The following is a 25,537-nucleotide window of genomic DNA, read 5'->3' on the forward strand; positions in this document are numbered from 1 at the left end:
TCCTCTCAGACGCGATTGCTCTCGCTGCGGGTCAGCTGACGCCGGACCCAGCGGGCGAGGAAATACATCGGCCAGCGCAGGATCGACATGCCCGCGGCGAGGCAGATCAGTCCGACCCACGGTCCGTTCTGCCAGGTCACGAAGCCGAGCAGCGGAATGCCGAGCACGATCAGGATGAAAGCACGCCGCCAGTGGCTGTCCTTCGACGGGATCATCGCCATGACGTGCGCGAGGATCACCCAGCTGCAGACAAGGATCAGGGACAGGCTCATCGCGGGATCTCCTCAGTGGGCAGGCCCGCGGCCTTGCGGATCAGGTAAATAAGCGGACGGCGGAACATCGACAGGAAGGCGAAGACGGCGAACGCGCCGAGCCACCAGCCGTGGTCGATGGACAGCCAGACGATCAGGACCGGCGCGGCGGCCAGGAGCGGCAGGCCCGTCCAGCCCTGCCGGCGGATCGGCAGCATCGCGGTGAAGGTCGCGACCACGACCCAGACGATGCCGGCGATGAGGGATGCTGTCATGGCTGCTGCTCCGGTTCGGAATGACGGACCCGCGGCGGGATAGAACCGGGATCTGGCACCATTATGGCACTCATCCGACCAGTCCCATCATAAGCCGCCGCATCGGGCGCATCGCGACGAGCCCGCCGCCGAGCACAGCGAACCCGGTCGCCGCCTCGCCGGGATCTTCATTCCAGTGCAGCAGGAGCAGAAGGCCGGCCACGACCGCGAAGGCCCAGACGGCCCGGCGCAGGATACGGGATACGCTCGCCCCGATGACCAGAAGCGCGACCCAACCAACGATCCACTCCCAGCTCATCTCGGCGCTCACTTCGCGAGCCGCTTGGGAAGGTTGTTCGCCCAGGCGCTAATCGTCCCGGCGCCGAGGCAGACCACGATGTCGCCGTCCCGCGCCTGCTCCCGTACCAGGCGTTCCAGATCGTCCTCGGAGGTGACGGCGCGGGCGTGCCGGTGGCCGGCGCGGATCAGGCCGGCGACGAGGTCGTCACGGCTCGCGCCCTCGATCGGGTCCTCGCCGGCGGAATAGACCTCGGCGATGGCGACGACGTCGGCCTCGTTGAAGCAGTTGCAGAAATCTTCGAACAACGAATGCAGGCGCGAGTAGCGGTGCGGTTGGTGAACGGCGATTACCCGCCCTTCGGAGGCCTGGCGCGCGGCCTTCAGGACAGCGGCAATCTCGACCGGGTGGTGGCCGTAGTCGTCGATGATCGTGACGCCATCGACCTCGCCCACCCGCGTGAAGCGGCGGTTCACGCCACCGAAGGCGGCCAGCGCCTCGCGGATTTCATCAATTTTCATGCCGAGGTGGCGCGCGACGGCAACGGCCGACAGGGCGTTGCTGACGTTGTGGTCGCCCGGCATGGGCAGGGTGCAGCCCTCGATCACCCGCTCCTCGTTCCGCAGCGCAATATCGAAGTGCGCGATGCCCTTGGCGTAGGTCAGATTCACCGCGCGCACGTCGGCCTGCGCGTTGAAACCGAAGGTCACGACGCGGCGGTCGGTGATCTTGCTCACCAGCTTCTGCACTTCGGGATGGTCGGTGCAGCAGACGGCGAGACCGTAGAACGGGATGTTGGAGACGAAATCGTAGAAGCCCTTGTGCAGCGCTTCCTCGGTGCCCCAGTGCTCCATGTGCTCGGGGTCGATGTTGGTCACGATGGCGATCGTCGCGGGCAGACGGTTGAAGGTGCCGTCGCTCTCGTCCGCCTCGACGACCATCCATTCCCCCTCGCCCACGCGGGCGTTGGAGCCGTAGGCGTGGATGATGCCGCCGTTGATGACGGTGGGGTCGAAGTTGCCGTGATCCAGCAGCGAGGCGACCATGGTGGTGGTCGTCGTCTTGCCGTGTGTTCCGGCGACCGCGACGTTGGACTTCAGGCGCATCAGTTCGGCCAGCATCTCGGCCCGGCGGACGACGGGGAGGCCACGGCGCCGCGCTTCGTCGAGCTCGGCGTTGCCGGGCTTGATGGCGGAGGAAATCACCACGACTTCGGCGTCAGTGAGGTTGTCGGCGGTCTGGCCCTCGAAGATCTCCGCGCCGAGCGACTTGAGCCGTTCCGTGATCGGCGTCGACTTCAGATCGGAGCCCTGCACGGCGTAGCCGTGGTTCAGCAGCACTTCGGCGATGCCGGACATGCCGATCCCGCCGATCCCGACGAAGTGGATCGGACCCACGTCCAGCGGCAGCTTCGTTGGCGCCATCATCTTAAGGCTCCCGTCCATCATGTCCCAGTTTTCCTCTACTTTGCTGCCGTCTCTTCGACCAGTGCGACGAGCCTCTCCGTCGCGTCCGGTATCGCCTGCCCCATCGCCGCACGCGCCATCTGGGAGGCCCCGGCCGGGTTGCCGAGAACGAGCTCGATCTGCTCGGACAGCGACTCCACCTGGAGCTTACTCTCGGGCATGAGGATCGCGGCGCCGGCCTCGACGAGGCGGCGGGCATTGGCGGTCTGCTCGTCCCGGATCGCGCTCGCCAGAGGCACGAGGATCGAGGGGCGGCCGATCACGCCGATGTCCGCGACCGACGAGGCGCCGGAGCGGCTGATGACCAGCTGCGCTTCGCTCATCCGGTCGGGAACGTCGTGAAAGAAGGTCTGCACGTCGGCGTCTATGCCCTCGCCGTAGTAATAGTCGGCGACGCGCTCGACATCCTCTTCGCGGGCCTGGTGGCTGACGCGGACATGCTGGCGGATCTCGCGGGGCAGCGCGCTGATTGCCGGCGGCACGATGTCGGAGAGGATGCGCGCACCCTGGCTGCCGCCCATCACGAGGATCGACATCGGGTAGTCGCCGGGGCTGATATAGGGCGCGCCCTGCCGGGCGAAGACCGCGCCGCGCACCGGGTTGCCGATGTGCGTGCCTTCGACACCCTCGGGCAGTTCGGTCGGCCACGTCCCGCAGGCGACCGCGTCGACCCGCTTGGCGAACAGCTCGTTCACCCGACCGAGGACGCCGTTCTGTTCATGGATCAAGCGCGGGATTTTCATCAGCGTCGCCGCCGAGAGCGCCGGGATCGTCGGGTAGCCGCCGAAGCCGATGACCAGCGCCGGCCGGTCCCGCTTCATCGACCGCCGGGCCGCCATCACGCCGCCTGCCACGCGGAACGGCACACCGACCTTCGCCAGCGGTCCGCCGCGCGCGAAGGTGGCGGAGGAGATCACTTCCTGCTCAACCGCGTCAGGAAAATTGCCGGTGTAGCGCGCGCCCCTCGCGTCGGTCGACAGCTTCACCCGCCAGCCGCGCTCAAGCATCGCTTCGGCCAGCGCCTGCGCGGGAAACATATGTCCGCCCGTGCCACCGGCCGCCATGATGAGAAGCGGGTCGGCCATACCTTACCGGCCCCGCCCGAGGAGGATATCGCCGAGATCGCCCTGCGGCCGCGTCCTAGTGAAGGCCAGCAACATGCCGACCGCGATGCCGCTGGCAATGACGGAGGAGCCACCGTAGCTGACGAAGGGCAACGTCATGCCCTTGGCGGGCAGCAGCCGCACCGCGACGCCGGTGTTGATCATCGCCTGGACGCCGAAGGAACAGGCCAGCCCGCAGCCGGCGAGGCGGATGAAGGGATCGCGCTCCCGCATCAGGCGGATCAGCGAGCGGACGACGACCGTGCAATACAGAAGGATGATCGCGAGGACGAGGATCAGGCCGTACTCCTCTGCCGCGACCGCGATGATGAAGTCGGTATGCGCGTCCGGAAGCGACCATTTCACCGTGCCCTCGCCGACGCCCGTACCGAAGAAGCCGCCCTCGCGGATGGCGTTCGTGGCGTAGCCGAGCTGCGTGCGGGGATCGACCTCGGGCGACAGGAACCCGTCGATGCGGCGCGCGAAGTGTTCGGAATTGTGGTAGGCGAACGTCCCGCCCGCGACGGCCATGCCCGCCAGGCCGAGCAGCAGCGCCATCGGCGCGCCGGCGACGAAATACATTACGCCCCACGAGAACAGGACGAGACAGGCCTGCCCGAAGTCCGGCTGCATCGCGAGGAAGGCGACGATGATGATCGCCAGCACGAAGGAATAGCTCTTGCCCGGCGGCCCGCCGAGCTCCTGGCTCGCCGCCATGAACCATGCGGCGACGACAACGAAGCCGGGCTTGAGGAATTCGGACGGCTGTACGGATGCGAAGCCGAAGGAATACCAGCGCACCGCGCCCTTACCGAAGTCGGTGCCGAAGACCGGCAGCAACATGACCGCGGCGAGCGCGGCGGCGAAGCCGATCGTCGCGATCCGCCGCACGAGCTGCGGCGACATCATCGACACGATGAACATCGTCAGCAAGGCGAGCGCGCCGAAGCCGAACTGCCGTTTCACGTAGTAGAACGCATCGAGTCCGTTCTTGCTCGCCAGCGGCGGAGACGCCGCGAAACCGAGCAACATCCCGATCCCGAACAGGATCAGGATGCAGGACATCGTCCATTTGTCTATTGTGCGCCACCAGCGCGGGAGGATCGGATCCCCTGCCGCCACTGGCACCGTGCCATGGACCATTTCCGTCATGGAAGCACCGCCGACTGCCTCTGCCTGTCCGGGTTATTCCCGGATCTGACCTGAAGCCTAACCTCAACTGCCCGGCTTGGCCAGTCCCTAGTGATTCGCCCCGCCCTTGCAGGCGGGGAGCCGTTCGCGCGCCCGGTCCGGGTGAGTGGAGGCCGGCCCGGGCGCAACGGGTCGGACAAGCGGCCGCATTGCCCGACTGTGACGTCGGAGCGCCGAGGGGCGCCCCGGTGTGGGGAGACGGATCAAACCAGCGGCAGCACGCCCGCCTGCGCGGCACGGACGGCGGCTTGGGTCCGGCTGGCCACGTGCATCTTCTCGAGGATGCGGCGAATGTGGGTTTCGACCGTATGTGCGGAAATGCCGAGCAGCGTCGCGATCTCCGCGCTCGACTGTCCTCTTGCGACCTGGGACAGGACTTCGATCTCGCGGGCGCTGAGACGGGAAACGGTGGATACGGGCGTCGCGTCGGTCGTGCCCTCGGGGGATTTGTGCATCATGGACGACTCCTTGGCGTCTTTCAGCTGCGCCCTATCAACGACCCCCGCCCCCGAACCCAGTGTCCCCCGGTTTCGCTACAGCCGATACGGCCTGTAACATCTGTGTAACAAGGGCCCGCACTGCGGTTTCGACAAAAGGAAAAAGGGCGGTATAGTGTCTGTAACCGAAATGTCGGTTGCTTCGGGACATCGGGTGACGGATGCCGGCAGACGACCCAGGACAGAGCAGACTCGCGGCGGAAGCGGCCCGACTGGCGGCAGCGCCTGCGCTGTCACGATCGGCCCGAAATCGCGAACTGCTCGACTACCTCGTCCGCGAAACCGAAGCGGGCCGCGCCGGACGGGTGACCGAGACGGCGATCGCGCAGGACCTGATGGACCGGGACGCCGGTTTCGACCCGGCGTCCGATCCGATCGTGCGGGTCCGGATGCGCCGTCTTCGGGATGCGATCGCCGCCGCCTATGCCGAGGAGCCCGAGCGCACTGGCGACCGGATCGAACTGCCTCGTGGCGGCTACACCGTGGTCCTTGTCGAAGGCAGTCCCGCGGAGCCCGCACCCGCCGCCGAGCCGACTGCCAAGACCAGGCGAAGACACCCTGCCCTGCTCGCCGCTGCCGTCTTGCTGCTGCTCGCGCTGATCGGCGGCTTCGCCTACTCGGGCAGTTCCCTCTCGCGGCTCATCGCGCAGTTCAGCGAGCCGGTGATCCGGGACTATCCCGTCGTGTCGGTCGAGCGCCTGCGCAACATGACCGGCGACGCGGCGAACGACGTCTTCGAGGCCGGCTTCCAGAGCCAGCTTGCCAGCGACCTCCAGCGGTTCGACCGGGTCCGTGTCGTTGCTCCGACTTCGTCCGGCGAGATGGAGATCAAGCCGGATTACCGTCTTTCGGGCGAGATCCTCGCGCTCGAACCGCAGGTCGACCTCGTCCTGCGGCTCTCGCGGACCGATCATGCCGGCGCACTTGTCCACCGCCGCTTTACCCGAACCGCCGGTGAAAACTATTTCGAACTGCTGGCCGAGATCTCTGAGGAAGCGAGCGGCCGCCTCGGCGGACCCGGCGGCGACTTCAGCCAGGCCGCCGAACAGACGATGGCGAAGAACCTCGGCCTGCCCGACAGCGACAACCTGGCCGCGTTCCGCTGTGTGATGGAAACCGATCGCTTCCTGTTCGACTACGAGCCCGAGCAATTCGACGTGGCGTGGAACTGTATCGAGCCGCTGGCCCAGGACTCGACCGATCCGACCGTGCTCGCGGCCTGGTCCGCCCTCGTCACCCATTCGGTGCCGGAGTTCCAGATGATGGACACCTCCGCCATCTCGACGCGCCACACGCCGGAAGAGGCGCTCAACGCCGCCGAGCACATCGTTGCCGTCAACCCGCTCAGCGACACGGCATTCCTGCAGTTCGGCGCAGTGCTGAACGTCCAGGGCAACAGCGAGGCGGCGATCGCCGCGCTCTCCCGCGCGCGGGCCCTGAACCCGGGAAACCCGACCGCCGCCGCAGTGCTGGCCTACGCCTACATGGCCAACGACCGGTTCGAGGAAGCCGGCACGGAGGCCGAGGCGGCGATCCGGCGCAGCGCTGTGCCCGCGCCCTACATGTACGTTCCCCTGTTCGTCGCCGCCGTTGTCGAAGGTGACGGCGAGGCGGCGATGGAAGCCGCCGAAGCCTATGCGCCACAGGCCGGGCCGGGGGTCGACACGGTCCGGCTGATCGCCGCAAAGGTCGCCGGCCGCTCCGATATCGTCGATGAGCTCGCCCCCGTCGTCGCACGTCTGGACGATCCGCTCTACGGCCTGTCGGCCTTCGTGCAGGGGCCGGTCGGCACCAGCGCCTTGAGGGACGCCCTGATCTCGACCGGGGTCAGCCTCGAGGACAGCTGAGGGCCATTGCCCTTCCCACCGCACCTGCCATAGCGTCGCCCCATGTCGGCCGATCGCCCTCTTCTCGGCATCCTGTTGATGCTCTGCTTCTGCGTGCTCGCCCCGCTCGGCGACAGCATGGCGAAACTGCTGGGCGGGACGATACCGCTCGGCGAGCTGATCTTCTTCCGCTTCGCCGTGCAAGGCTTCCTGCTATTGCCGCTGGCGCTTCTGCTCGGCAAATCCCTGCGGCTGCGTGCGAAAATCTACCGGGGTATCTTCTATCGCACAGTCGCGCATGTGGTCGGGCTGGCGGCGATGTTCGCCGCGCTTCAGTATCTGCCCCTCGCCGACGCGGTCGCCATCGCCTTCGTGATGCCGTTCTTCATCCTGCTGTCGGGCTGGATGTTCCTCGGCGAGGAGGTCGGACCGCACCGGCTGTCGGCCTGCCTTGTCGGGTTCGGCGGCACGCTTCTGGTGATCCAGCCGAACTTCACCGAGGTCGGCTGGCCCGCCTTCCTGCCGCTGATCGTGGCGATTGCCTTCGCTGCCTTCATGCTCACCACGCGCACCATCGCCCGCGAGGTCGACGCGGTGACGATGCAGGGCATTTCCGGACTGATGGCGCTGCCCATCGTCGCGGTCGCCATCCTGCTGCTGCGCCCCGCCCCGGTAGCCGAGATCATCCCGCCGCCACGCGACGTCTGGTGGCTCCTCGCGGCGTTCGGCCTGGTCGGGACCTTCAGCCACTTCTTCATGACGTGGTCTCTGAAGTTCGCACCCGCCTCGACACTGGCGCCGATGCAGTACCTCGAAATTCCGTTCTCCACCTTCTTCGGCTGGCTGATCTTCGGCGATCTGCCGGACGGGCTGGCCGGGCTGGGCATCGTGATCCTGGTAAGCGCCGGCCTCTACATCATCGCGCGGGAGCGGGCCATCGCGGTGCGTCCCGTTCCGCCAGCGCCGCCAGCGTCCTGACGACCTCGCCAAGCGCATCGCGCGCGAGGATCACCAGCATCCCTGGATCGTCCATCGCCAGCGTCACCGGCCCCGTCACTTCGTTCGACGTGCCGATCAGGTCGTCCGGCGTGAAGACCAGCCCGTCCAGCGGCCAGCGGAGCCCGTCGGACCGACCGGTCACGCGGCGCATCGGGAAAAGCGAGAAGACGTCCCGCGCCGGCAGGTCGAGCGTCAGTCGAGGCGGCGCGACGAAGGTCACGTTTTCTTCACCGAGGACGATGCAATAGCGATGCGGATGACGGACGAGCACCGTCATCGCGGCCAGCTCGTGGTCGAGTCGCCCGCCGGTCATGCCCACTGCGATGACGAGCGGTGCCTCGATGGACCGGAGCGCCTTGTCGAAGTCCGTGGTGGACTGTTCCGCGATCCTGTGGATTCGCCCCTCCAGGGCCTGAGACCCCTGTTTCGTAAGGCTGTCCATGTCCCCGATCACCGCTTCGGGCCACAGTCCGGCGGCGAGTGCATGGTCCCCTCCTCCGTCCACCGCCACGACTGTCGGCGCAAACGAAACGGCCGTTTCAAGCTCATTGTCGCGGGCGGGCGCCCCGCCGATCAGGGTGACGGGGGTGGGTGATCGAACAATGGGATCAATCAAGGCGGATTGTGTCCATATCGCTCAACATTCCCCAAAGTGGTCACTAAATGAACCCCCGTTACTCCTTATCCCGTTCCTTATTCGGAACCAATTCATGGTAAGCAAGCCTTGGTGGGCGAGAGAGAAAGTGAGTATCAGATGGCGGAACCGAGCAAGATTCTAACGGTATCCTACGGCACCTTCTCGTGCACCCTCGAGGGATTCGACGACGCGTTCGACACGATGAAGGCCATCGCGGAGTATTTCCGCGACCTTGCCGCGGACGATCGTTATTTCGGGGCGGAGCCGCCGACACCCGATCCCGAGATGCTTGCACGAATTGCCGAACGCGAAGTCGAGCGCCGGGTCGAGGCGCGGCGGGAGCGCGGTGGATATATCCTGCGTCCCGCCCTCGGCACCGCAGCGGCTGCAATGGCCCCGCAACAGCAACCTGCGTCCCAGCAGCAGCAACAGCCCCCGAAGTCCGCGCCGAAGGACGACGACAAGAGCGCCGTTGCCGCCGCGCTCGACACGTCGGACGCGGAGCAGGACGAGGCCGCGACCGAGGCCGACAAGGTCACAGACCTGTCCGCCCTCCTCTCCGAGGATAAATCCGCGCGCGCCGCCGAAGACGCGCCCGAGGAGACTGCCACGGCGGAAGAGGCTGCCGAAGAGCCTGCCGCCGCGCCGGAGCCCGAAGAGGAGTCCGTCGCTGCCGAGCAGCAGTCCGAAGCGCCCGCCGCGCCCGACGTCGAAGGTTCCGAGGACGAGACCCCGGAAGAGGTCGCAGACCTTGAGACGGACGCGCCGGAAGAGGCCGAGGCTGAGCCGGAGCCCGTCGAAGAACAGGTCGAAGACGCTGCCGATGACGACTCCGCCGCTGAGGTCGCCGAGGCGGAAGAGCCCGCCGCAGAGGCCGAACCCGAAGTCGCCGCGCCGCCCCCCGCGCCGGAAGCGCCCAAGCAACGCGCCTGGGCCGACCTCACCGACGACGAGAAGCGCTGGCAGCGCAAGGCCCGCGCCGCCAAACGCGAGCTCGAGCGTCGTGCCGAGGAAGAGCGCAAGGCAGCCGCTGCCGAACAGGCCGCCGCCGAAGCCGAAGAAGATGCCGCCGACGGGGCCGTTACCGAGGCGGAAGCCGTGGTCACGCCCACGCCGGCCCCCGTCCGCCGTGAAGCTGAAAGCGTTGCCGCCAAGCTCGCCCGCATCCGTGCCGTGGTCGGCCAGTCCTCCGACGATGACATCGAGGACGAACCCGAGGACGCCACCGCCAGCACCACAGACGAGAAGGTCGAAGATGAGGCAGCCGACATCGCCGCCTTCGAGGACGAGGTCGAAGACGACGTCGCCCTGACCGAAGTCGACACGGTCGAGGATGACGAGCCCGAAGACGCCCTTACCGCCTCGGATTCCGACGACGATCTGGCCGCCGCTGAAGAAGAAGACGACGATGACGGCGACTCCGTGCTCGGCAATCTGCTGGCCGAAGACGAAGCCGCCCGCACCGCCGCCGAAGAGCCCGCGCCGGTCGAAGTGGACGTTTCGGAAGCCGCAGACGAGACCGAGGTCGCCACAGACGAGTCGGACGAGATCGAACAGCCGAAACCGGCGCCGATCCGGGCCCGCGTCGTGCGCATGAAACGCAGCGACTTCGAGGCGAGCCTCGCCGCCGAGGCCGAGGACGACACCCCGGCTGCGGCCCAGGTGGACGACGAGGTCCGTCCCGGCGCCGACGTCGAACCGCCCGAGGACACCGCTCCGCTCCACGATCTCGCCAGCCTCGACGGCATCGACGAGTTCGACGGCCTGGTCGCGGGTGACGACCAAACCGAAAGCCAGCTTTCGGAAGAGGACGAGGCCGCCCTGCTCGACGAGCTTGCCGAGGTCGAACGCATCGGCCGCGCCGACGAGGCAACGACCGATCAGGCGTACGACGACGAAGACGAGGATGACGGCGTCTACGTACTTGAGAATGCGACGCCCGAGATCGCCGAAGAAGACGAGCCGGACACCGTCGCGGAAGAACGCCCCGCCGAGGAGGAGCACGACGTCGTCGCCCACGACGAGGATGACGATCTGCCCCGTCGTGGTCGTGGCTCGCTGCTGACCGGCTCCCCGGAGTCAGACGAAGCCTCGATGTCGCGCATCCTCTCGGAGACAGACGCCCAGCTTCAGGAGCCGGAAGGCAACCGTCGCCGGCAGGCCATCGCGCATCTCAAGGCGGCCGTCGCCGCGACCGAGGCGGCCCGTCGCCTCGGCGAAAACAGCGGTGGTGCGGCCGAGGGCGAGGAGAACATCTTCCGCGACGACCTCGATCAGGTGGTCCGCCCGCGCCGTGCCGTGCGGCCCGAGAACCGCTCCGACCGGCCGCGTCCGGCACCGCTGAAGCTCGTGGCGTCGCAACGCGTCGACGTGCCCGGCACCGACCGGCCGAGCGCCGACCACTCCGCCGAGGCCCCGGTTCGCCCGCGCCGCGTGACCAGCGGTGGCGCCGCGGCGCGACCGGTGGCGAGCTCCGAACAGGATGCCGACTTCGCCCGGTTCGCCGCGGACGTCGGCGCGGCGAGCCTGACCGACCTGCTCGAAGCGGCGGCCGCCCACGAAGCCTTCGTCGAAGGGCACGAGGACGTCTCCCGTCCGCACATCATGAAGAAGGTGCAGGCGATCATGACGGACGAGTTTACCCGTGAGGACGGCCTGCGCGCGTTTGGCACGCTGCTGCGGCAGGGTCGGATCGAGAAGGTCCGCAACGGGCGCTTCCAGGTCTCGAGCCAGACCCGTTTCCGCCCGGTGCGGGCCGCGTCCGGCGATTGACCGGGTGATGGGTTTCTAACCCATCCTACGAAAAAGGCCGGTCCCGAGGGGGCCGGCCTTTTCATTTTGCGATCAGCGCTCGTCCTCGGGCGGTTCCTGGCCGACACCCTCGAACACCTTCTTGAAGGGCAGCGCCCAGAGGATGCCGAGGACGGCATAGACGAGGAACTCGACCCAGATCGGCGGACGGCCGAGCAGGTTGAGGATGGTGACCGTCACGACAATGTAGACCGGCAGCCCGACCAGCAGGATCAGCAGCGCGCGGCGCCGTTTCTGCTTGTGCGTCAGGGCCATCAGTCGGCGAACGGATCGGTGACGAGGATCGTGTCTTCCCGCTCGGGCGAGGTCGAAACCAGTGCGACCGGGCACTGGATCAGCTCCTCGATCCGGCGGACGTACTTGATCGCCTCGGCCGGCAGGTCCGCCCAGCTGCGGGCGCCCGCAGTCGACTCGTTCCAGCCCTTGACCGTCTCGTAGACCGGCTCGACCCGGGCCTGCTGCTCGGAGGCAGTCGGCAGGTAGTCGAGCAGCTCGCCGTTCAGCCGGTAGCCGGTGCAGATCTTCAGCTCGTCGAACCCGTCCAGCACGTCGAGCTTGGTCAGCGCGATGCCGGACACGCCCGAGGTCGCGCAGGTCTGACGTACGAGGCACGCGTCGAACCAGCCGCAGCGGCGCTTGCGCCCCGTGGTGGTGCCGAACTCGTGCCCACGTTCTCCGAGGCGCTGGCCATCGTCATCGAACAGCTCCGTGGGGAACGGCCCCTCGCCGACGCGAGTGGTGTAGGCCTTCACGATGCCGAGTACGAAATCGATCGAGCCGGGACCGATCCCGGTGCCGGTCGCCGCCTGCCCCGCGATCACGTTCGAGGAGGTGACATAAGGATAGGTGCCGAAATCGATGTCGAGCAGCGCGCCCTGCGCACCTTCGAACAGGATTCGCTGACCGGCCTTGCGGCGGTCGTTCAGGACCTTCCAGACCGGCGCGGCATATTCGAGGATGCCGGGCGCGACCTCCCGCAGCTTCGCCAGAAGCGCGTCACGGTCCACAGGCTCGAGCCCCAGCCCGTTGCGCAGGGCATTGTGGTGAACGAGCGCGCGGTCGACCCGCCGCTCCAGCGTGGCATCGTCGGCGAGGTCGGCGACCCGGATGACCCGGCGCCCGACCTTGTCCTCGTAGGCCGGGCCGATGCCGCGCCCGGTGGTGCCGATCTTGGCGACGGAGTTCTGGCTCTCCCGCGCGCGGTCGAGTTCACCGTGAAACGGCAGGATCAGCGGGGTGTTCTCCGCGATCATCAGCGTCTCGGGCGTGATCTCCACCCCTTGGGCGCGGATCGTCTCGATCTCGCCGAGCAGGTGCCATGGGTCGAGCACGACCCCGTTGCCGATCACCGACAGCTTGCCACCGCGCACCACGCCGGAGGGCAGCGCGTGAAGCTTGTAGACCTCGCCGTCCACGACGAGCGTATGCCCGGCGTTGTGGCCGCCCTGAAACCGGGCGATGACGTCCGCCCGTTCGGACAGCCAGTCCACGATCTTGCCCTTGCCCTCGTCGCCCCACTGGGCGCCTACGACAACCACGTTGGCCATTGGCCCTGTCCTCCGCCGGAAAAACCGGCGCCGGTATAGGGCAAGCCGGAAGGGGGCGAAACCGCAATCTGTCGCCATCGCCCGCGCCGGGAAAACCGGGTGGACGGCACGCGCGCTCGCGGATTAGCTGGAGCCACCCGGAAAGAAGGACGTGTTCATGGGATTTCTCGTTCGCTGGCTGTTTGCGCTGATTCTGCTGGCCGCCACCTACAACCCGACCCAGTACAACTACGTCCGATTCTCGATGGCGAACTGGGACAGCAACACATCTATCGTTGTGCTGCTCGGGCTGCTGCTGCTCGTCGGCTTCATCATCTACGTCCGGGCAACCCTGCGATCGATCGGGCTGGCGGGAATGATCCTGATCCTCGCGCTCGTCGCCGCAATCGTCTGGGTCGCCTACGACCAGGGCTGGGTCAGCCTGCAGAACCCCTCCGCCAACACGTGGCTCGGCCTGTTCGCGATGAGCCTCGTGCTCGGCGTCGGCCTGTCTTGGTCGATCATCCGCAAGAAGCTGTCCGGCCAGATCGACATGGACGACGTGGACGAGTGAGCCACACCCGGCCGCAGGGGTCACGATCCCCGGATCCGGGGTTGCGTGACGAGAAGCGAGACTCTAGATACGGCCCGTTCCGGAACTGAAGGCCGATCCATGGAAACCGTCATTCTCGTTGTTCACCTGTTGCTCGCGCTGACCCTGATCGGCGTGGTCCTGATGCAGCGGTCCGAAGGTGGCGGTCTCGGCATCGGCGGCGGTGGCGGCGGCATGATGACCGGACGCTCGGCCGCGACCGCGCTCGGCAAGGTGACCTGGGGCCTCGCGATCGCCTTCATCTGCACGTCGATCGCGCTCACGATCATCGCAGCCAGCGACAGTGCGACGGGATCGGTTCTCGACCGGATCACCGAGCAGCCGGCGGCGGATGAGCCCGCGCCGACGCTCCCCGGCCTCGATGGCGAAAGCCTGCTGCCGCCGACCCCCGGCGAGAGCACCACCGACTCGCTGGTCCCGGAGGCCGACTAACCCTCTAATCCACAATTTGTTGAAGGTCGGTCTCGCCGACCAACAGCATATTGCGTCCCGACTTGCGGCCGGTTCACGAATCGGACTATCATGGAACCCCGTGATACCGACGTCCTCGACGTTCGGGACCCCTCGAAATTTGGCTGAACATGCATCAGCATCACGGGAGATAACCGCACATGGCGCGCTTCGTATTCATCACCGGCGGTGTGGTTTCGTCCCTTGGGAAGGGCCTCGCCTCGGCGGCACTTGGCGCGCTTCTGCAGGCCCGTGGCTTCTCCGTCAGGCTCCGCAAGCTCGACCCCTATCTCAACGTCGACCCCGGCACGATGAGCCCGTTCGAACATGGTGAGGTCTTCGTCACCGACGACGGCGCTGAGACCGACCTCGACCTCGGTCACTATGAGCGTTTCACCGGCGTCGCGGCACGCAAGACCGATTCCGTCAGTTCGGGCCGCATCTATTCGAACGTGTTGGAGAAAGAGCGCCGCGGCGACTACCTCGGCAAGACGATTCAGGTCATCCCGCACGTCACCAACGAGATCAAGGACTTCATCGCCATCGGCGAGGACGAGGTCGACTTCATGCTCTGCGAGATCGGCGGCACCGTCGGCGACATCGAGGGCCTGCCCTTCTTCGAGGCGATCCGCCAGTTCTCCCACGACAAACCGCGCGGCCAGTGCATTTTCATGCACCTCACGCTGCTGCCCTATCTCGCCGCCTCGGGTGAGCTGAAGACCAAGCCGACGCAGCACTCCGTCAAGGAGCTTCAGTCGATCGGGATCGCGCCCGACATCCTCGTCTGCCGGTCCGAGCAGCCGATCCCGCACAAGGAGCGCGAGAAGATCGCGCTGTTCTGCAACGTGCGCTCCGATGCCGTGGTGCCGGCCTATGACCTCAATTCGATCTACGAGGCCCCCCTCGCCTATCACCGCGAGGGGCTGGACCAGGCGGTGCTCGACGCATTCGGCATCTCGCCCGCGCCGAAGCCGAACCTCGACCGCTGGTACGACGTGGCCGACCGGATCGAGAACCCGGAAGGCGAGGTGAAGGTCGCGATCGTTGGCAAGTACGTCCAGCTCGAGGACGCCTACAAGTCTATCAAGGAAGCGCTGACTCACGGTGGCATGGCCAACCGCGTGAAGGTCAACGTGGAGTGGGTCGATGCCGAGGTCTTCGACCGCGAAGACGCCGCGCCCCACCTCGAGGGCTATCACGCGATCCTCGTCCCCGGCGGCTTCGGCGAGCGTGGAACGGAAGGCAAGATCAAGGCCGCCCAGTTCGCACGCGAGCGCAAGGTACCCTACCTCGGCATCTGCCTCGGCATGCAGATGGCGGTGATCGAGGCGGCCCGCAACGTCGCCGGCGTGGCGACCGCAGGGTCCGAGGAATTTGACCATGAGGCCGGCAAGAAGCGGTTCGAGCCGGTCGTGTACCACCTGAAGGAATGGGTGCAGGGCAACCACAAGGTCGAGCGCAAGGCAGACGACGACAAGGGCGGCACCATGCGCCTCGGCGCTTACGACGCGGTCCTGACCGAGGGGTCACGTGTGGCAGAGGTCTACGGCGCAACCGGCATCGAGGAGCGTCATCGCCACCGCTACGAGGTCGACACCAAGTACAAGGACCGGCTCGAGGACAAGGGCCTCTGCTTCTCCGGCATGAGCCCCGACGGACGCCTGCCCGAGATCGTGGAGTGGACGGACCACCCGTGGTTTATCGGCGTGCAGTTCCACCCGGAGCTGAAGTCCAAGCCCTTCGCGCCGCACCCGCTGTTCGCGGATTTCGTCCGCGCGGCGGTCGAGAACTCCCGGCTGGTCTGATCGGTCGCTTTCAGGTTTCCCACCTGCGAGGCGCCATGAGGCACCACGCAGGTCTCTGACCTTGCACTATTCCGATCAGGCGGCTCCCTGAACTTCGGGCTTCTGCTCTTTCGCCGGCTCGGACCGTGCTTTGCTCGGCGCGAGCGACAGGATCACCAGCCCCGCGATGGCCGAGATGGTGGAGCCGATCAGAACCGCAAGTTTCACCGCTTCGAGCTCCAGCCCCTCGAACGCAGCCGTGGCGATGAAGATCGACATGGTGAAGCCGACACCGGCAAGGCAGCCCGCGCCGATCATCTGCGTCCAGTTCACGCCGTTCGGAAGCCGGGCCAGCCCGATCTTCGCGGCGATGAAACAGAGGCCGACGATGCCGAGAGGCTTGCCGATCATCAGGCCCAGCATGACGCCCAGCGACTCTGGCGCGAAGGGCGAGAACTCCGACCCGATGATGAGAAGACCGGTGTTGAAGAAGGCGAACAGCGGCAGGATCAGGTAGTTGGTCCAGCCCTCCAGCGCATGTTGCAGATGCTCGCCCGGCTCGCGCAGTCGTTCGAAGGCGTTGGTGACGATGGCGAGCGCCCGGTTGCCGAATTCGAACCGGCCCTCGCCCGTTTCTTCCGCCTCCCGGTCGGCGCGGATCGCCTCCGCCTCGATCACGGCATGGGCCTGCGCGGCCACGCCGGCGGCGTTCGCGTTGGGGCGCGAGGGGATCGCGGCGGCCGTCAGCACGCCCGCCAGGGTGGCGTGCAGCCCGGATTCGTGGATCAGCACCCACAGCACCGCACCGAGGATCAGGTATGGTGCCAGCCCGTAGACCCGCACCCAGCCGAGGCCCAGCATGATGCCGAAGACCACCACCGCCCAGACGAAGGGCATGACGTGGAAACCCTCACCATAGAACAGTGCAATGACGAGGATCGCGCCGAGGTCGTCGGCGATGGCGAGCGCAGAGACGAAGACCTTGAGCGTCGAAGGCACGCGCCGCCCGAGCAGCGCCATCAGGCCGAGGGTGAAGGCGATGTCGGTCGCCATCGGGATGCCCCAGCCGTGAACCGTGTCCTGTCCGAAGTTGATCGTCACGTAGATCAAGGCCGGGACGATCATGCCGCCAAGCGCCCCGATTACCGGCATCGCCGCGTCGGCGGGTGACGACAATTCGCCCGAGACGATCTCCCGTTTGATCTCGATCCCGACGATCAGGAAGAAGAGCGCCATCAACCCGTCGTTGATCCACTCCTCGAAGGTCAGCAGGAACATCCCCTCGCCGAACACCAGTCCACTTTCGGTCTCGCGCAGCGCTTCGTAGGCGTCGTGGTAGCCGATGTTGGCGACCACCAGCGCGGCGAGCGTGGCCAGCACCAGCACGAAGCCGCCGGATGCGGCCCAGTTGAAGAAGGACTGCCGCGCCTCGCTCAGGCGGACGCCGAGCGGGCGGCGGATCGTCTCCTCGATCGAAGTCTCGTCCCAGGGGCCAAGGTAATGGTGCCCGTCGATAAACAGCGCGGGCGTGACCATGACGTTGGCCTCGGAGGCGGAATCGATGTCGGCTTGAAGCCGATCGGACGTCTCTTTGTCGTCCATCTCGCGAACGAAGCGCTCCACATCCAGCTCCAGCTCGCGCGCCGCCTCTTCCAGACTATCCTGATCGAATTTCTGGCGCGGGTGACACAGCCGGTCGTGCATCTTCCAGAAGGCATCCTGCCGTCCCGCCGCGATGGCTGCGCGGGCGGCCCGTTCCGCGTCCGGACGACCCGGACGGGGCCGTTGACGGAAGACGAAGCAGACGGCGGAACGCAGTCCGCTGTCGCCCGACAGGACAGAGCGGACCTTGCCCGTGCGCCCGTCGGTGTAATCCCCGTAGGCGATCAGCGAGACCGAAGCCCCCTCCTCACCCCACCAGAAATCTCGGGAATGGTCGATGTTCGGGACGTCGGCGGTCGTGGTGGTCACTGGGGCGTGTCCTGTCTTGAGTAGGGGTAGCTATGTCAAAAGCTAGTCCCTGCACCGCAGGTTCCAACCCGGAGCATCGCGCCGGGAGGATTCTTCATCGCACAGATTGGTTGCCCTGCCCAAAGGCTACGCGCCTCATGGCTCGCGCAGCGCCTCGCTGGAGCGGTAGAGCGGCTTCGTCAGGTAATCCAGCACGGTCTTGGAGCCGGTGTGAAGCTCGACCGTCGCCTGCATCCCCGGCCGGAGCTCGATGTCAGCCTGCCGGGGCGTGAGGGCGTCGCGGTCGATGGCGACGGTAACCCGGTAGTGGGCGTCCGCCTCGGGCCGCCTCTCATCCTTGAACGTGTCGGCCGACACCATCTCCACCGTGCCCGAGAGCGATCCGTGGATCGTGTAGTCGTAGGCCGTCAGCTTGATCGTGGCATTCTGGCCCGCCACGACATGGGCGATGTCCTTCGGCGCGACCTGCGCTTCGATATAGACGTCGTCGCCGGCGGGAATGATCTCGAAGATCTCCTCGCCGGGCCGGATGACGCCCCCGATGGTGGAGACACCCACCGCGTTGACGATGCCGCGCATCGGCGAGCGGATGACCGTCCGCTCGAGCTGATCCTGCACGAGCCGCAGCTCCTGCTTCAGCGTCGCAAGCTCAAGTAGCACTTCGGAATAGGCGGTCGCTTCGTCCAGCTCGTAGCTGGTGACGATCTCGTTCACCCGGTTCTCGGCGTCGGAGTTCGCCTTGCGCGCCTGCGTCACTTCCAGCAGCGCGACGATCTCGCGGTTGTAGAGGTCTTCGAGCGTGTCGAGCTCGCGCGCGGTTTCGGCCTGCACCCGGCGCGCACCCTCGACGCGGCTGGTATAGTCCGACTGGCGCGCATTGAGGAGCGCTCGCTCGGAGGCGACGATCTCCGGCGACGTCTCCGTGTAGGCGGCAGGGAGTTCGAAATCGAACTGGCCGGCCATCTCGGCCTCAAGCCGGAGACGGCGGATGTCGGCGGCGACGATCTGCTCGGAGAGGTCGTCCACGCGGGTCGAGAAGGTCGTCCCGCGCAGCCGGGCCAGCACGTCGCCCGCTTCCACGAGGTCACCCTCGTTGACGACCAGCTCGCCGAGGATGCCGCCTTCGAGGTTCTGGATGATCTGCGGTCGTGCGCCACTGACCACTTCACCCGAGCCCCGGACGATCTCGTCCAGCGAGGCGAACTTCGCCCAGCCGAGGAACAGCACCACCGTGGCGCAGACGATCCAGATCAGCGTCGACGCGCCGCGCGTCGCGCCGCGAAGGTCGGTGTCGATTGCAGCCATCAGCCCTGTCCCCCGGTCTTGCGCGACTGCAGGTGCGCCAGCACTTCGTCCCGCGGTCCGTCCACTGCCAGCCGGCCCTGCTGAAGGATCAGCGTCCGCGTGCAGAGCTGCAGGATCGGCACCCGGTGCGTCGCAATCACGGTGGTCCGCCCCTCGAGCCATGTGTGCAGGCGGCTCACCAGCGTCGCCTCGAGCGTGGTGTCGAGCGCGGCGGTCGGTTCGTCCAGCAGGCAGATCGGCGGATCCTGCAGCCACAGCCGCGCCCAGCCGAGCGACTGACGCTGGCCGATCGACAGCCCCTCGCCCCCGTCCCGAAGTTCGAGGTCCAGTCCCTTGGGATGGTTGCGCACGAACGGACCAAGCCCTGCGAAGTCGAGTGCGGCCAACAGGCGGTCGTCGTCCCGCTCCAGCAGGGTGAGGTTGAGGTTCTCGCGCAGGGTGCCGGCGAACAGCCGGACGTCCTGACCGAGGTAGCCGATACCCCGCCGCAGGTCCTTGGGCATCACCTGCCCCATGTCGACACCGTCGATCAGCACCCGGCCCTTGGTCGGCTTGTAGAGGCCCGACAGCAGTTTCAGCAGCGTCGACTTGCCCGACCCGTTCTGGCCGAGGATGGCGAGCCGCTGGCCCGGCGCGATCTTGATGGCCGGGATGTCGAGCGACTGTCCGCCTTCAGGATCGTAGGTGAAACCGATCTCGCGCAGCTCGTAGCCGCCCTTCAGCGTCGGGCGGCGCAGGTAGGAGCGGTCCTCTTCCCGGTCCTGCGGCGCATCGACCACGCCGTCGAGCGCTTCGAGTGCGGCCTTCACGTTCGACCAGCGCGACAGCGTGCCGGCCAGCTGCGTCATCGGCCCCAGCGTGCGGGAGGTCAGGATGCCGACGGCGATGATCGTGCCGACCGTGTATTCGCCTTCGAAGACCAGGTAGGTGCCGACGACCACGGCACTGACGTAGGTCGCCTGCTGCACGCCCTGCGCCCAGCTCGTCAGCATCGAGGCAAGTTTGCGCTGCCCGGACGTCGCAACGGAAGACAGTCCCGTCGTCTCGTTCCACAGGCGCCGGAAGCGGTCTTCGCCCCGCTGCGTCTTGATCGTGTCCGCCTCGTAGATCGCTTCATGCAGGATACGGTTCGACCGGGAGGACGCGCCCTGCGTCTCCTGCGTCAGCGTCATCATCCGTTTCTGCAGGAAGAGCGAGGGCAGCACCATCAGGATGCCGCCAGCCATCAGGACCCAGACGATATTGCCGCCGATCGACGCGACGAGTGCGAGGAACAGCACGAAAAACGGCAGGTCGGCGAGCGAGCCGATGGTCGAGGCGGTGAAGAACTCGCGGATGGAGCTGAACTCCCGCACCGCGGAGAAGGTGTTGTTCGGCGAATGGCCTTCCAGCCCGCGCCTCATGCCGAGCAGGCGGTCCATCAGCATCGACTGGATCCGCATCTCGATCTGCCGGCCCGCGCCGTCCATCAGACGCGCCCGCGCGATCCGCAGCGACGCTTCCATGATGAGCGCGATGAACGCCCCGATGGCGAGCACCCACAGGGTCGAGGTCGACTGGTGCGGGATCACCCGGTCGTAGACCTGAAGCGAAAACAGCGCGACGGCCGCCGCGAGCAGGTTCGCCACGAGCGAGCCGAGTGCGATCTCGGCGAAGTAGCGGCGCATACCCGCAAGCTCGCTCCAGAACCAGTGTGCGCTCTTCTTCTTGGCACCGTGCCGACGGGAGAGTTCTTCGAGCGCGACCTGCGCGGTCAGGGCGGTACCGCTAAAATGGGGGGCGAATTCCTCCATCTCGACCTCGGCCCGGTCGTCGGGGCAGGTCGTGTCGTAGATCTCGAGCGTGGTGCCGTCCTGGCGGAGAACCAGCAGCATCTGCCCGCTCGTCATCTGGACGAGCGCGGGCCAGAGCTGGGGCGCAGGCTTTGCCTTGCTCAGCACCCGGACCGAAAGGCCCGCATCGCCAAGCGCGCGCGCGATATCACCGGGCCCCGCATCAGCGTCGGCATCGAGCGCCAGCTGTTCGAGCAGGTCGGCGCGGACGAGATCGGTGCCGAGAAGCGAGGCATAGGTGACGGCGAGGTCCGCGCGGCGCTGCGTGCGTTCGGAGTACCGGGTGTCTGGCCGGGCGGCGGCGGCCGCTTCCGTCCCGTCTTCGACCGGTTCGACCGGTTTGAGGGTCGCGCCACGGGTCGAGGCGAGGTCGAAGGCGATCACGGGTCCACCGGTCATATCTTGTCTCCGTCCACCAGTGCGCCGACCGCTTCCGCGATCCGTGCCCGGGTCAGCGCGACATCGTAGCGGAGGGCGACGGCCTCCCGCTCGGTGCGCACGCGGGTCTCGAAAATGCCCACCACTTCGGGAACCGAGCGGCGGCCGGCGTCGAGTTGCGCGGCAAACAGCTCCCAGTTTTCGGCGGCGGCGCGGGCGTTGTCCTGCGCCTCCGCCGCCTGCCGCTCGAGCGAGGCGAGCTCGCCCGACAGCTGGCTGATGCGGCGGTTTGCGGTTTCCTGCGCCTCGCCGACGCGGCCCTGGGCGGCTTCACGGGTCGCCTCCAGCGCCTGTAGGCGGCTGCCGAGCCCGAAGCCGATCCCGTCGCCCCCGGCGACGAGGCCACCGGAATTGCCATCCGACGAGATCGTTCCGGTCGCGTTGAGGCCGGGCAGTTGTCCGGCGCGGGCGGCCGCGGCTTCGGCCACGGCGCGGCTTGCCTCGGCCTGTGCCTTCAGCACGTCGAGTGGGACGGCAAGCGGATCGGGCTGGCTGACCGGCGACACACCGCTGAGGTTCTGGACCGGCACGGCGGCCATCGCCTGAAGTTCGTTCATCGCGGTCGCGGCGGTCTCGAGATCGGCGGCGATCTCGGAGCGCATCCGGTCGACCTTCTGCGCAACGAGCTGCTGGTCCGCGCGGTCGGAAATGCCCGCCGCCATGCGCTCGTCCATCACGTAGAGAAACCGCTCCATCCGGCCGAGCGAGTTCTGCGAGACCGCGGCGCGCTCACGCGCGGCCTCGGCCCGCAGGTACAGCTCGAGCGCGGTGAGCACGCGTTCGTTGGTGTCCTGCGCGAGCGCGACGGCGGCGACTTCGACATCGGCACGGGCATAGTCGCGTTCCGCGATCTTGCCGCCGTTGTCGAACAGCACCGCGTCGACCACGAGGGAAGACACGACATCACCGAGCGAGGACAGGCTGATCTGCGGCCCGAGCGTCGGGAGCCAGTTCAGCTGCGCGGCCTCGGCCCTGAGGGTGGCGGCGCGAAGCTCCGCCTCCGCCGTCCGGCTGTTGGCGGCCAGCACCGCGTCCGCGACCGAGGCCAGCGGTCCCGGTTGCAGCACCGTGCGACGTGTCAGAAGGCCCTCGATCGTTTCGGACGCCGTGCCGTCTGCCATGTTGGCATCGAGCGCGGCGGGGTTGGCGGTCGCGGACGCGGGCACCGGCTGTGCCTCGGCGTCGTCCCGACCGAAACCGACGCGGTCGCGCGTCGCGGCGACCATCTCGCCCGGTCCCGGAATCGCGGCACACCCGGACAGGAGCGCCCCGACGGCCAGGATCACCGCCAGCTGCTTTCCGTTCCAGGTTGCACGCACGTGACCGCCCTGCCCTTCAACTCTCGTCATGGTGGGTCGGCCGCGCGACCACCGCGCGGCCCGGTCTTGTCGGATCAGATGACGACGGAGACGTCGTCGTCGATGATCACGCTGCCGTCGTCGCCGAGCGAGTAGACATCGTAGCTCCGTCCGCCGATCATCCGGGTCTCGCCGGTGGCGATCGCGCCGGTCATCGTGACCGTGTCGTCCGCACCGCCGTGGATCGTCAGCGAATTGTCGTTCTTCGACAGAGCCGCGAGGTCGGCCGCCGTGATCGTCAGCTCGCTGTCGAACGCCAGGTCGAGGTCGATGGAGCCGATGTTGAACTGGCTCATGCCCGAGAGACCGATGTTGACGGAGTCGCTGCCCGCCTCGTCGAGGACGAAGAGCGTCGCGTTCGAGTTGCCGGCCGCGTCGGAGGACGTGATGACCAGCTGCGAGCCGTCGGGCACGTTGTCCGCGAAGCGCAGGTCGTACTCGTTGTTGGCACCGTCGTAGTAGGTGTTCATCGCGAGGCGATGGCTCGAGCCGTCGGCTTCGATCTCGTGCACCGTCAGGCCCGGCTCGTTCTCGGCGATCGAGATCTGGCGGATGCCCTCGACCTTGCCGCGCTCGAACGCGGTGACCATCGGGATTTCCGGTGCGATCGTGTCAACTTCGACCGTCTGGGTCGCGGTGCGGGTGTTGCCCGCGGCGTCCGTGGCGGTGAGCTTGACCGAGGAGAAATCCTCGCCCGCCGGGAAGGTCCCGGCCGGAATGTCGATCGTCCAGTTGCCGTTCGTGGCGACCGTGGCCTGGCCGGAGAAGCCCTCGACCTCGACAAGGACGGAGGAGCCCTTCTCGACGACACCCGTGAGAGTGATCTTGGCCGCGGCCTCGGATGCGTTGACGATCTGGTCGGCCCCGCCCGCGTGGTTGGTGAAGGCGAGCTGGTTGACCCAGGTGTCGACACCCACGTTCATCGCGGTGGTGGCGGTGTTGCCGTAGATGTCCGTCGCCGTGGCCGTCGCGACGACCGAGCCCTCGACGTTGCCTGCGGGCAGCGCGGAGGCCGCGAAGTCGACGGTCCAGTTGCCCGTTGCGTCGACCGTCGCGAGCTGCGAGCGGCCGTTCAGCGTGACGGTAACGCTGGCGCCCGGCTCGGTGATCCCGGTGAGGGTCACACCATCCGCGCGCTCGGCGTTGTTGACTATGCCGTCCGTCTCGACCGGGGTCGAGGAGAACTCGACCATCGTTTCGGTGTCGATGTCGACCTTGCCGGTGGTGGAGGCGCTGTTGCCCGCCCGGTCGGTGGACTTGGCGGACACGTCGAGCTCGTACGTCCCTTCAGGGATGTCGCTGCGGCTGACGTTGACGCTCCAGGTGCCGCTGGCGCTCGCGGTGGTCGTGTAGTCCCGGCCGCTGACGGTCAGGGTCACGCGGGCGCCGGCTTCGGCGGTGCCGCCGATCGGAACGCCGTCCTGCCACTCGGCGTAGCTGACGACGCCGTCGCCTTCCACGGTCGAGGTGCTGATCGTGACGAAGGTCGTTGTGTCGATCTCGACAGTGCCGGAGGTGGAGGCCGTGTTGCCCACCGAGTCGGTGGAGCTCACGGAGACGTCCATCGTGTACTCGCCGCCGGTCACGTCCGCTGCCGGGATCGTGCAGGTCCAGGTCGTGCCCGTGACGGTCGCGGTGTAGTTCTTGCCGGAGACGGTCACGACGACCGTGCTGTTGGCTTCGACCGAACCGGACAGTTGCACACCGTCGGAGACTTCGACCGCGTTGGCGACGCCATCAGTCTCGACGATGTCCTCGTCGAAGGTGACGTAGGTCACGGTGTCGACGACCACGTTGTCGGCGTTGGTGCCGGTGCGGCCTTCGTCGTCCGTGATGATGACCGTACAGCCGGTGATGTGCTCACCGCTGCCCACGTCGCTGCCGTCGAAGGTCACCGTCCAGGTGCCGTCGGTGCCGACCGTCGTCGTCTCGATAACGCCGTTGATCTCGACCGCGACCTGGCAACCGATGGTGCCCGTGCCGGTGATCGTCACGCCGTCCTGGAAGTCGTCGTAGTTGACGATGTCGCCGGTGCTCTCGACGCCGCTGGTGAAGTCGACGGTCGGGTTCTCACCGTCGTCGCCATCATCATCGTCATCGTCATCGGTGGTGTCATTGTCGTCACCGCCGGTCGTGTCGTTGTCATCGCCACCGGTGGTATCGTTGTCGTCGCCACCCGTCGTGTCGTTGTCATCGCCGCCGGTCGTGTCGTTGTCGTCACCACCCGTGGTGTCGTTGTCGTCACCGCCGGTCGTATCGTCGTCCTCTTCGGGGCGATCGTCCTCGTCCCCGTTCACACCCTTGGAGTCGGAGTCGGAGCTTTCGCCACGGGTGAACTGGTCGGCCAGCACCGCGCCACCGACGCCGAGACCCAGAACGCCGAGGGGCAGACCGCCGCCGAGCGCGCCGAGGACCGGGTTGGCAAGCATGCCGACATCGTCGTCGCCCGCGACCGCGGTATCCGCGACGAGAATGTCCGGCCCGCGCAGGAAGAAGAAGTCGTCGAGCGGCGTCCATTTGCCGAAGTCGCCGGCATCGTCGTAGGAGGCGTAGAAGGTTCCGCCCTCGCCGGGAACGAGGTTCACCTTGCTCAGCTCACCACCGGCAGAGACGAACAGCTCGCTCGCCGTGCCGTCCATGGCGAAGAAGTTCTCGATGACGAGCACTTCGCCGTTGGCCAGAACCACGTTCAGGGCCTGGCCGTTCTGCTGGTAGCCGGACACCTGTCCGGAATACAGGTTAAGGGAGATGTCCGCCCCGGGGGCCAGGCGAACGTTAGCGCGTCCCGCTTCGGTCACGAGGGTACCGCGCTGGAAATCGCCCGCTGAATCGCGGACGACGAAATCTATCGTCGACATACTCTGCTCCGCCTCAATAAGACCCCGCATATTTTTTTACTGCTCGCGGGGCATTTGTTCTTTGGCTGG

The 25,537-nt window shown here is 67.1% G+C and carries 21 protein-coding genes; 6 read left to right on the forward strand and 15 right to left on the reverse strand.

The window, feature by feature from the left end; all coding sequences use genetic code 11:
• Nucleotides 1–5: 5 nt before the first annotated feature.
• The 7 genes from I8N54_RS13695 to I8N54_RS13725 all read right to left on the reverse strand — a co-directional run bounded on the left by I8N54_RS13695 (nt 6) and on the right by I8N54_RS13725 (nt 5,021).
• Complete coding sequence (locus I8N54_RS13695; protein WP_140197510.1) at nt 6–272, reverse strand: DUF2484 family protein; 267 nt, start codon at nt 270–272, stop codon at nt 6–8.
• Complete coding sequence (locus tag I8N54_RS13700) at nt 269–526, reverse strand: DUF2484 family protein (protein WP_140197509.1); 258 nt, start codon at nt 524–526, stop codon at nt 269–271. Before I8N54_RS13700 ends, I8N54_RS13695 begins: the two co-directional genes overlap by 4 nt.
• A 70-nt stretch (nt 527–596) precedes the next feature.
• Nucleotides 597–824 carry a hypothetical protein gene (locus I8N54_RS13705; protein WP_140197508.1) on the reverse strand — a complete coding sequence of 76 codons (228 nt, stop codon included), beginning with the start codon at nt 822–824 and terminating at the stop codon, nt 597–599.
• Nucleotides 825–832: 8 nt separating this feature from the next.
• Nucleotides 833–2,230: a UDP-N-acetylmuramate--L-alanine ligase gene (murC, locus tag I8N54_RS13710; RefSeq protein WP_140197507.1), complete on the reverse strand. Its 1,398-nt coding sequence runs from the start codon at nt 2,228–2,230 to the stop codon at nt 833–835.
• A 35-nt stretch (nt 2,231–2,265) separates the two neighbouring features.
• Nucleotides 2,266–3,354, reverse strand: coding sequence for a UDP-N-acetylglucosamine--N-acetylmuramyl-(pentapeptide) pyrophosphoryl-undecaprenol N-acetylglucosamine transferase (locus tag I8N54_RS13715; protein ID WP_140197506.1), 1,089 nt, complete (start codon nt 3,352–3,354; stop codon nt 2,266–2,268).
• 3 nt (nt 3,355–3,357) lie between these two features.
• Complete coding sequence (gene ftsW / locus I8N54_RS13720; protein WP_140197505.1) at nt 3,358–4,524, reverse strand: putative lipid II flippase FtsW; 1,167 nt, start codon at nt 4,522–4,524, stop codon at nt 3,358–3,360.
• Between the two features lie 242 nt (nt 4,525–4,766).
• Nucleotides 4,767–5,021, reverse strand: coding sequence for a response regulator transcription factor (locus tag I8N54_RS13725; RefSeq protein WP_140197504.1), 255 nt, complete (start codon nt 5,019–5,021; stop codon nt 4,767–4,769).
• Nucleotides 5,022–5,221: 200 nt separating this feature from the next.
• On the opposite strand from I8N54_RS13725, the gene I8N54_RS13730 reads away from it, so the two are divergent.
• Both I8N54_RS13730 and I8N54_RS13735 read left to right on the forward strand, forming a co-directional pair.
• Nucleotides 5,222–6,907 (forward strand): tetratricopeptide repeat protein, encoded by a 1,686-nt coding sequence (locus I8N54_RS13730; RefSeq protein WP_140197503.1) that lies wholly within the window; start codon nt 5,222–5,224, stop codon nt 6,905–6,907.
• A 42-nt stretch (nt 6,908–6,949) separates the two neighbouring features.
• Entirely contained in the window at nt 6,950–7,864 is a 915-nt protein-coding gene (locus tag I8N54_RS13735; protein ID WP_140197502.1) for a DMT family transporter, read from the forward strand.
• Here I8N54_RS13735 and I8N54_RS13740 read toward each other — a convergent pair.
• Nucleotides 7,803–8,501 carry a thiamine diphosphokinase gene (locus I8N54_RS13740; RefSeq protein WP_140197501.1) on the reverse strand — a complete coding sequence of 233 codons (699 nt, stop codon included), beginning with the start codon at nt 8,499–8,501 and terminating at the stop codon, nt 7,803–7,805. The genes I8N54_RS13735 and I8N54_RS13740 overlap by 62 nt on opposite strands.
• A gap of 138 nt (nt 8,502–8,639) precedes the next feature.
• Between I8N54_RS13740 and I8N54_RS13745 the strand changes: the two genes are divergently transcribed.
• Nucleotides 8,640–11,294: a hypothetical protein gene (locus I8N54_RS13745; RefSeq protein ID WP_140197500.1), complete on the forward strand. Its 2,655-nt coding sequence runs from the start codon at nt 8,640–8,642 to the stop codon at nt 11,292–11,294.
• A 72-nt stretch (nt 11,295–11,366) separates the two neighbouring features.
• Here the strand turns inward: I8N54_RS13745 and I8N54_RS13750 are convergent, their stop codons facing one another.
• Together I8N54_RS13750 and I8N54_RS13755 are read right to left on the reverse strand one after the other, a co-directional pair.
• Nucleotides 11,367–11,588, reverse strand: coding sequence for a DUF2842 domain-containing protein (locus tag I8N54_RS13750; protein WP_140197499.1), 222 nt, complete (start codon nt 11,586–11,588; stop codon nt 11,367–11,369).
• Nucleotides 11,588–12,880, reverse strand: coding sequence for an adenylosuccinate synthase (locus tag I8N54_RS13755; RefSeq protein WP_140197498.1), 1,293 nt, complete (start codon nt 12,878–12,880; stop codon nt 11,588–11,590). The genes I8N54_RS13750 and I8N54_RS13755 overlap by 1 nt, the downstream gene beginning before the upstream one ends.
• 157 nt (nt 12,881–13,037) lie before the next feature.
• Here I8N54_RS13755 and I8N54_RS13760 point away from each other — a divergent pair, with 157 nt between their 5' ends.
• The 3 genes from I8N54_RS13760 (at nt 13,038) to I8N54_RS13770 (ending at nt 15,727) form a co-directional block, all read left to right on the forward strand.
• Nucleotides 13,038–13,433, forward strand: coding sequence for a DUF6524 family protein (locus tag I8N54_RS13760; RefSeq protein ID WP_140197497.1), 396 nt, complete (start codon nt 13,038–13,040; stop codon nt 13,431–13,433).
• Nucleotides 13,434–13,532: 99 nt separating this feature from the next.
• Nucleotides 13,533–13,904: a preprotein translocase subunit SecG gene (gene secG / locus I8N54_RS13765; RefSeq protein ID WP_140197496.1), complete on the forward strand. Its 372-nt coding sequence runs from the start codon at nt 13,533–13,535 to the stop codon at nt 13,902–13,904.
• Nucleotides 13,905–14,083: 179 nt separating this feature from the next.
• Nucleotides 14,084–15,727: a CTP synthase gene (locus I8N54_RS13770; RefSeq protein ID WP_140197495.1), complete on the forward strand. Its 1,644-nt coding sequence runs from the start codon at nt 14,084–14,086 to the stop codon at nt 15,725–15,727.
• A gap of 75 nt (nt 15,728–15,802) precedes the next feature.
• Here the strand turns inward: I8N54_RS13770 and nhaA are convergent, their stop codons facing one another.
• The 5 genes from nhaA to I8N54_RS13795 all read right to left on the reverse strand — a co-directional run bounded on the left by nhaA (nt 15,803) and on the right by I8N54_RS13795 (nt 25,468).
• On the reverse strand, nt 15,803–17,677 hold the full coding sequence (gene nhaA / locus I8N54_RS13775; RefSeq protein WP_140197494.1) for a Na+/H+ antiporter NhaA: 1,875 nt from the start codon (nt 17,675–17,677) through the stop codon (nt 15,803–15,805).
• Between the two features lie 135 nt (nt 17,678–17,812).
• On the reverse strand, nt 17,813–18,982 hold the full coding sequence (locus I8N54_RS13780; RefSeq protein WP_140197493.1) for an HlyD family efflux transporter periplasmic adaptor subunit: 1,170 nt from the start codon (nt 18,980–18,982) through the stop codon (nt 17,813–17,815).
• Nucleotides 18,982–21,213, reverse strand: coding sequence for a type I secretion system permease/ATPase (locus I8N54_RS13785; RefSeq protein WP_140197492.1), 2,232 nt, complete (start codon nt 21,211–21,213; stop codon nt 18,982–18,984). Before I8N54_RS13785 ends, I8N54_RS13780 begins: the two co-directional genes overlap by 1 nt.
• Entirely contained in the window at nt 21,210–22,601 is a 1,392-nt protein-coding gene (locus I8N54_RS13790) for a TolC family protein (protein ID WP_140197491.1), read from the reverse strand. Before I8N54_RS13790 ends, I8N54_RS13785 begins: the two co-directional genes overlap by 4 nt.
• Nucleotides 22,602–22,645: 44 nt before the next feature.
• Nucleotides 22,646–25,468, reverse strand: coding sequence for an Ig-like domain-containing protein (locus tag I8N54_RS13795; RefSeq protein ID WP_140197490.1), 2,823 nt, complete (start codon nt 25,466–25,468; stop codon nt 22,646–22,648).
• Nucleotides 25,469–25,537: the final 69 nt, after the last annotated feature.

This window comes from Pelagovum pacificum, assembly GCF_016134045.1.
GTDB lineage: Bacteria > Pseudomonadota > Alphaproteobacteria > Rhodobacterales > Rhodobacteraceae > Oceanicola > Oceanicola pacificus_A.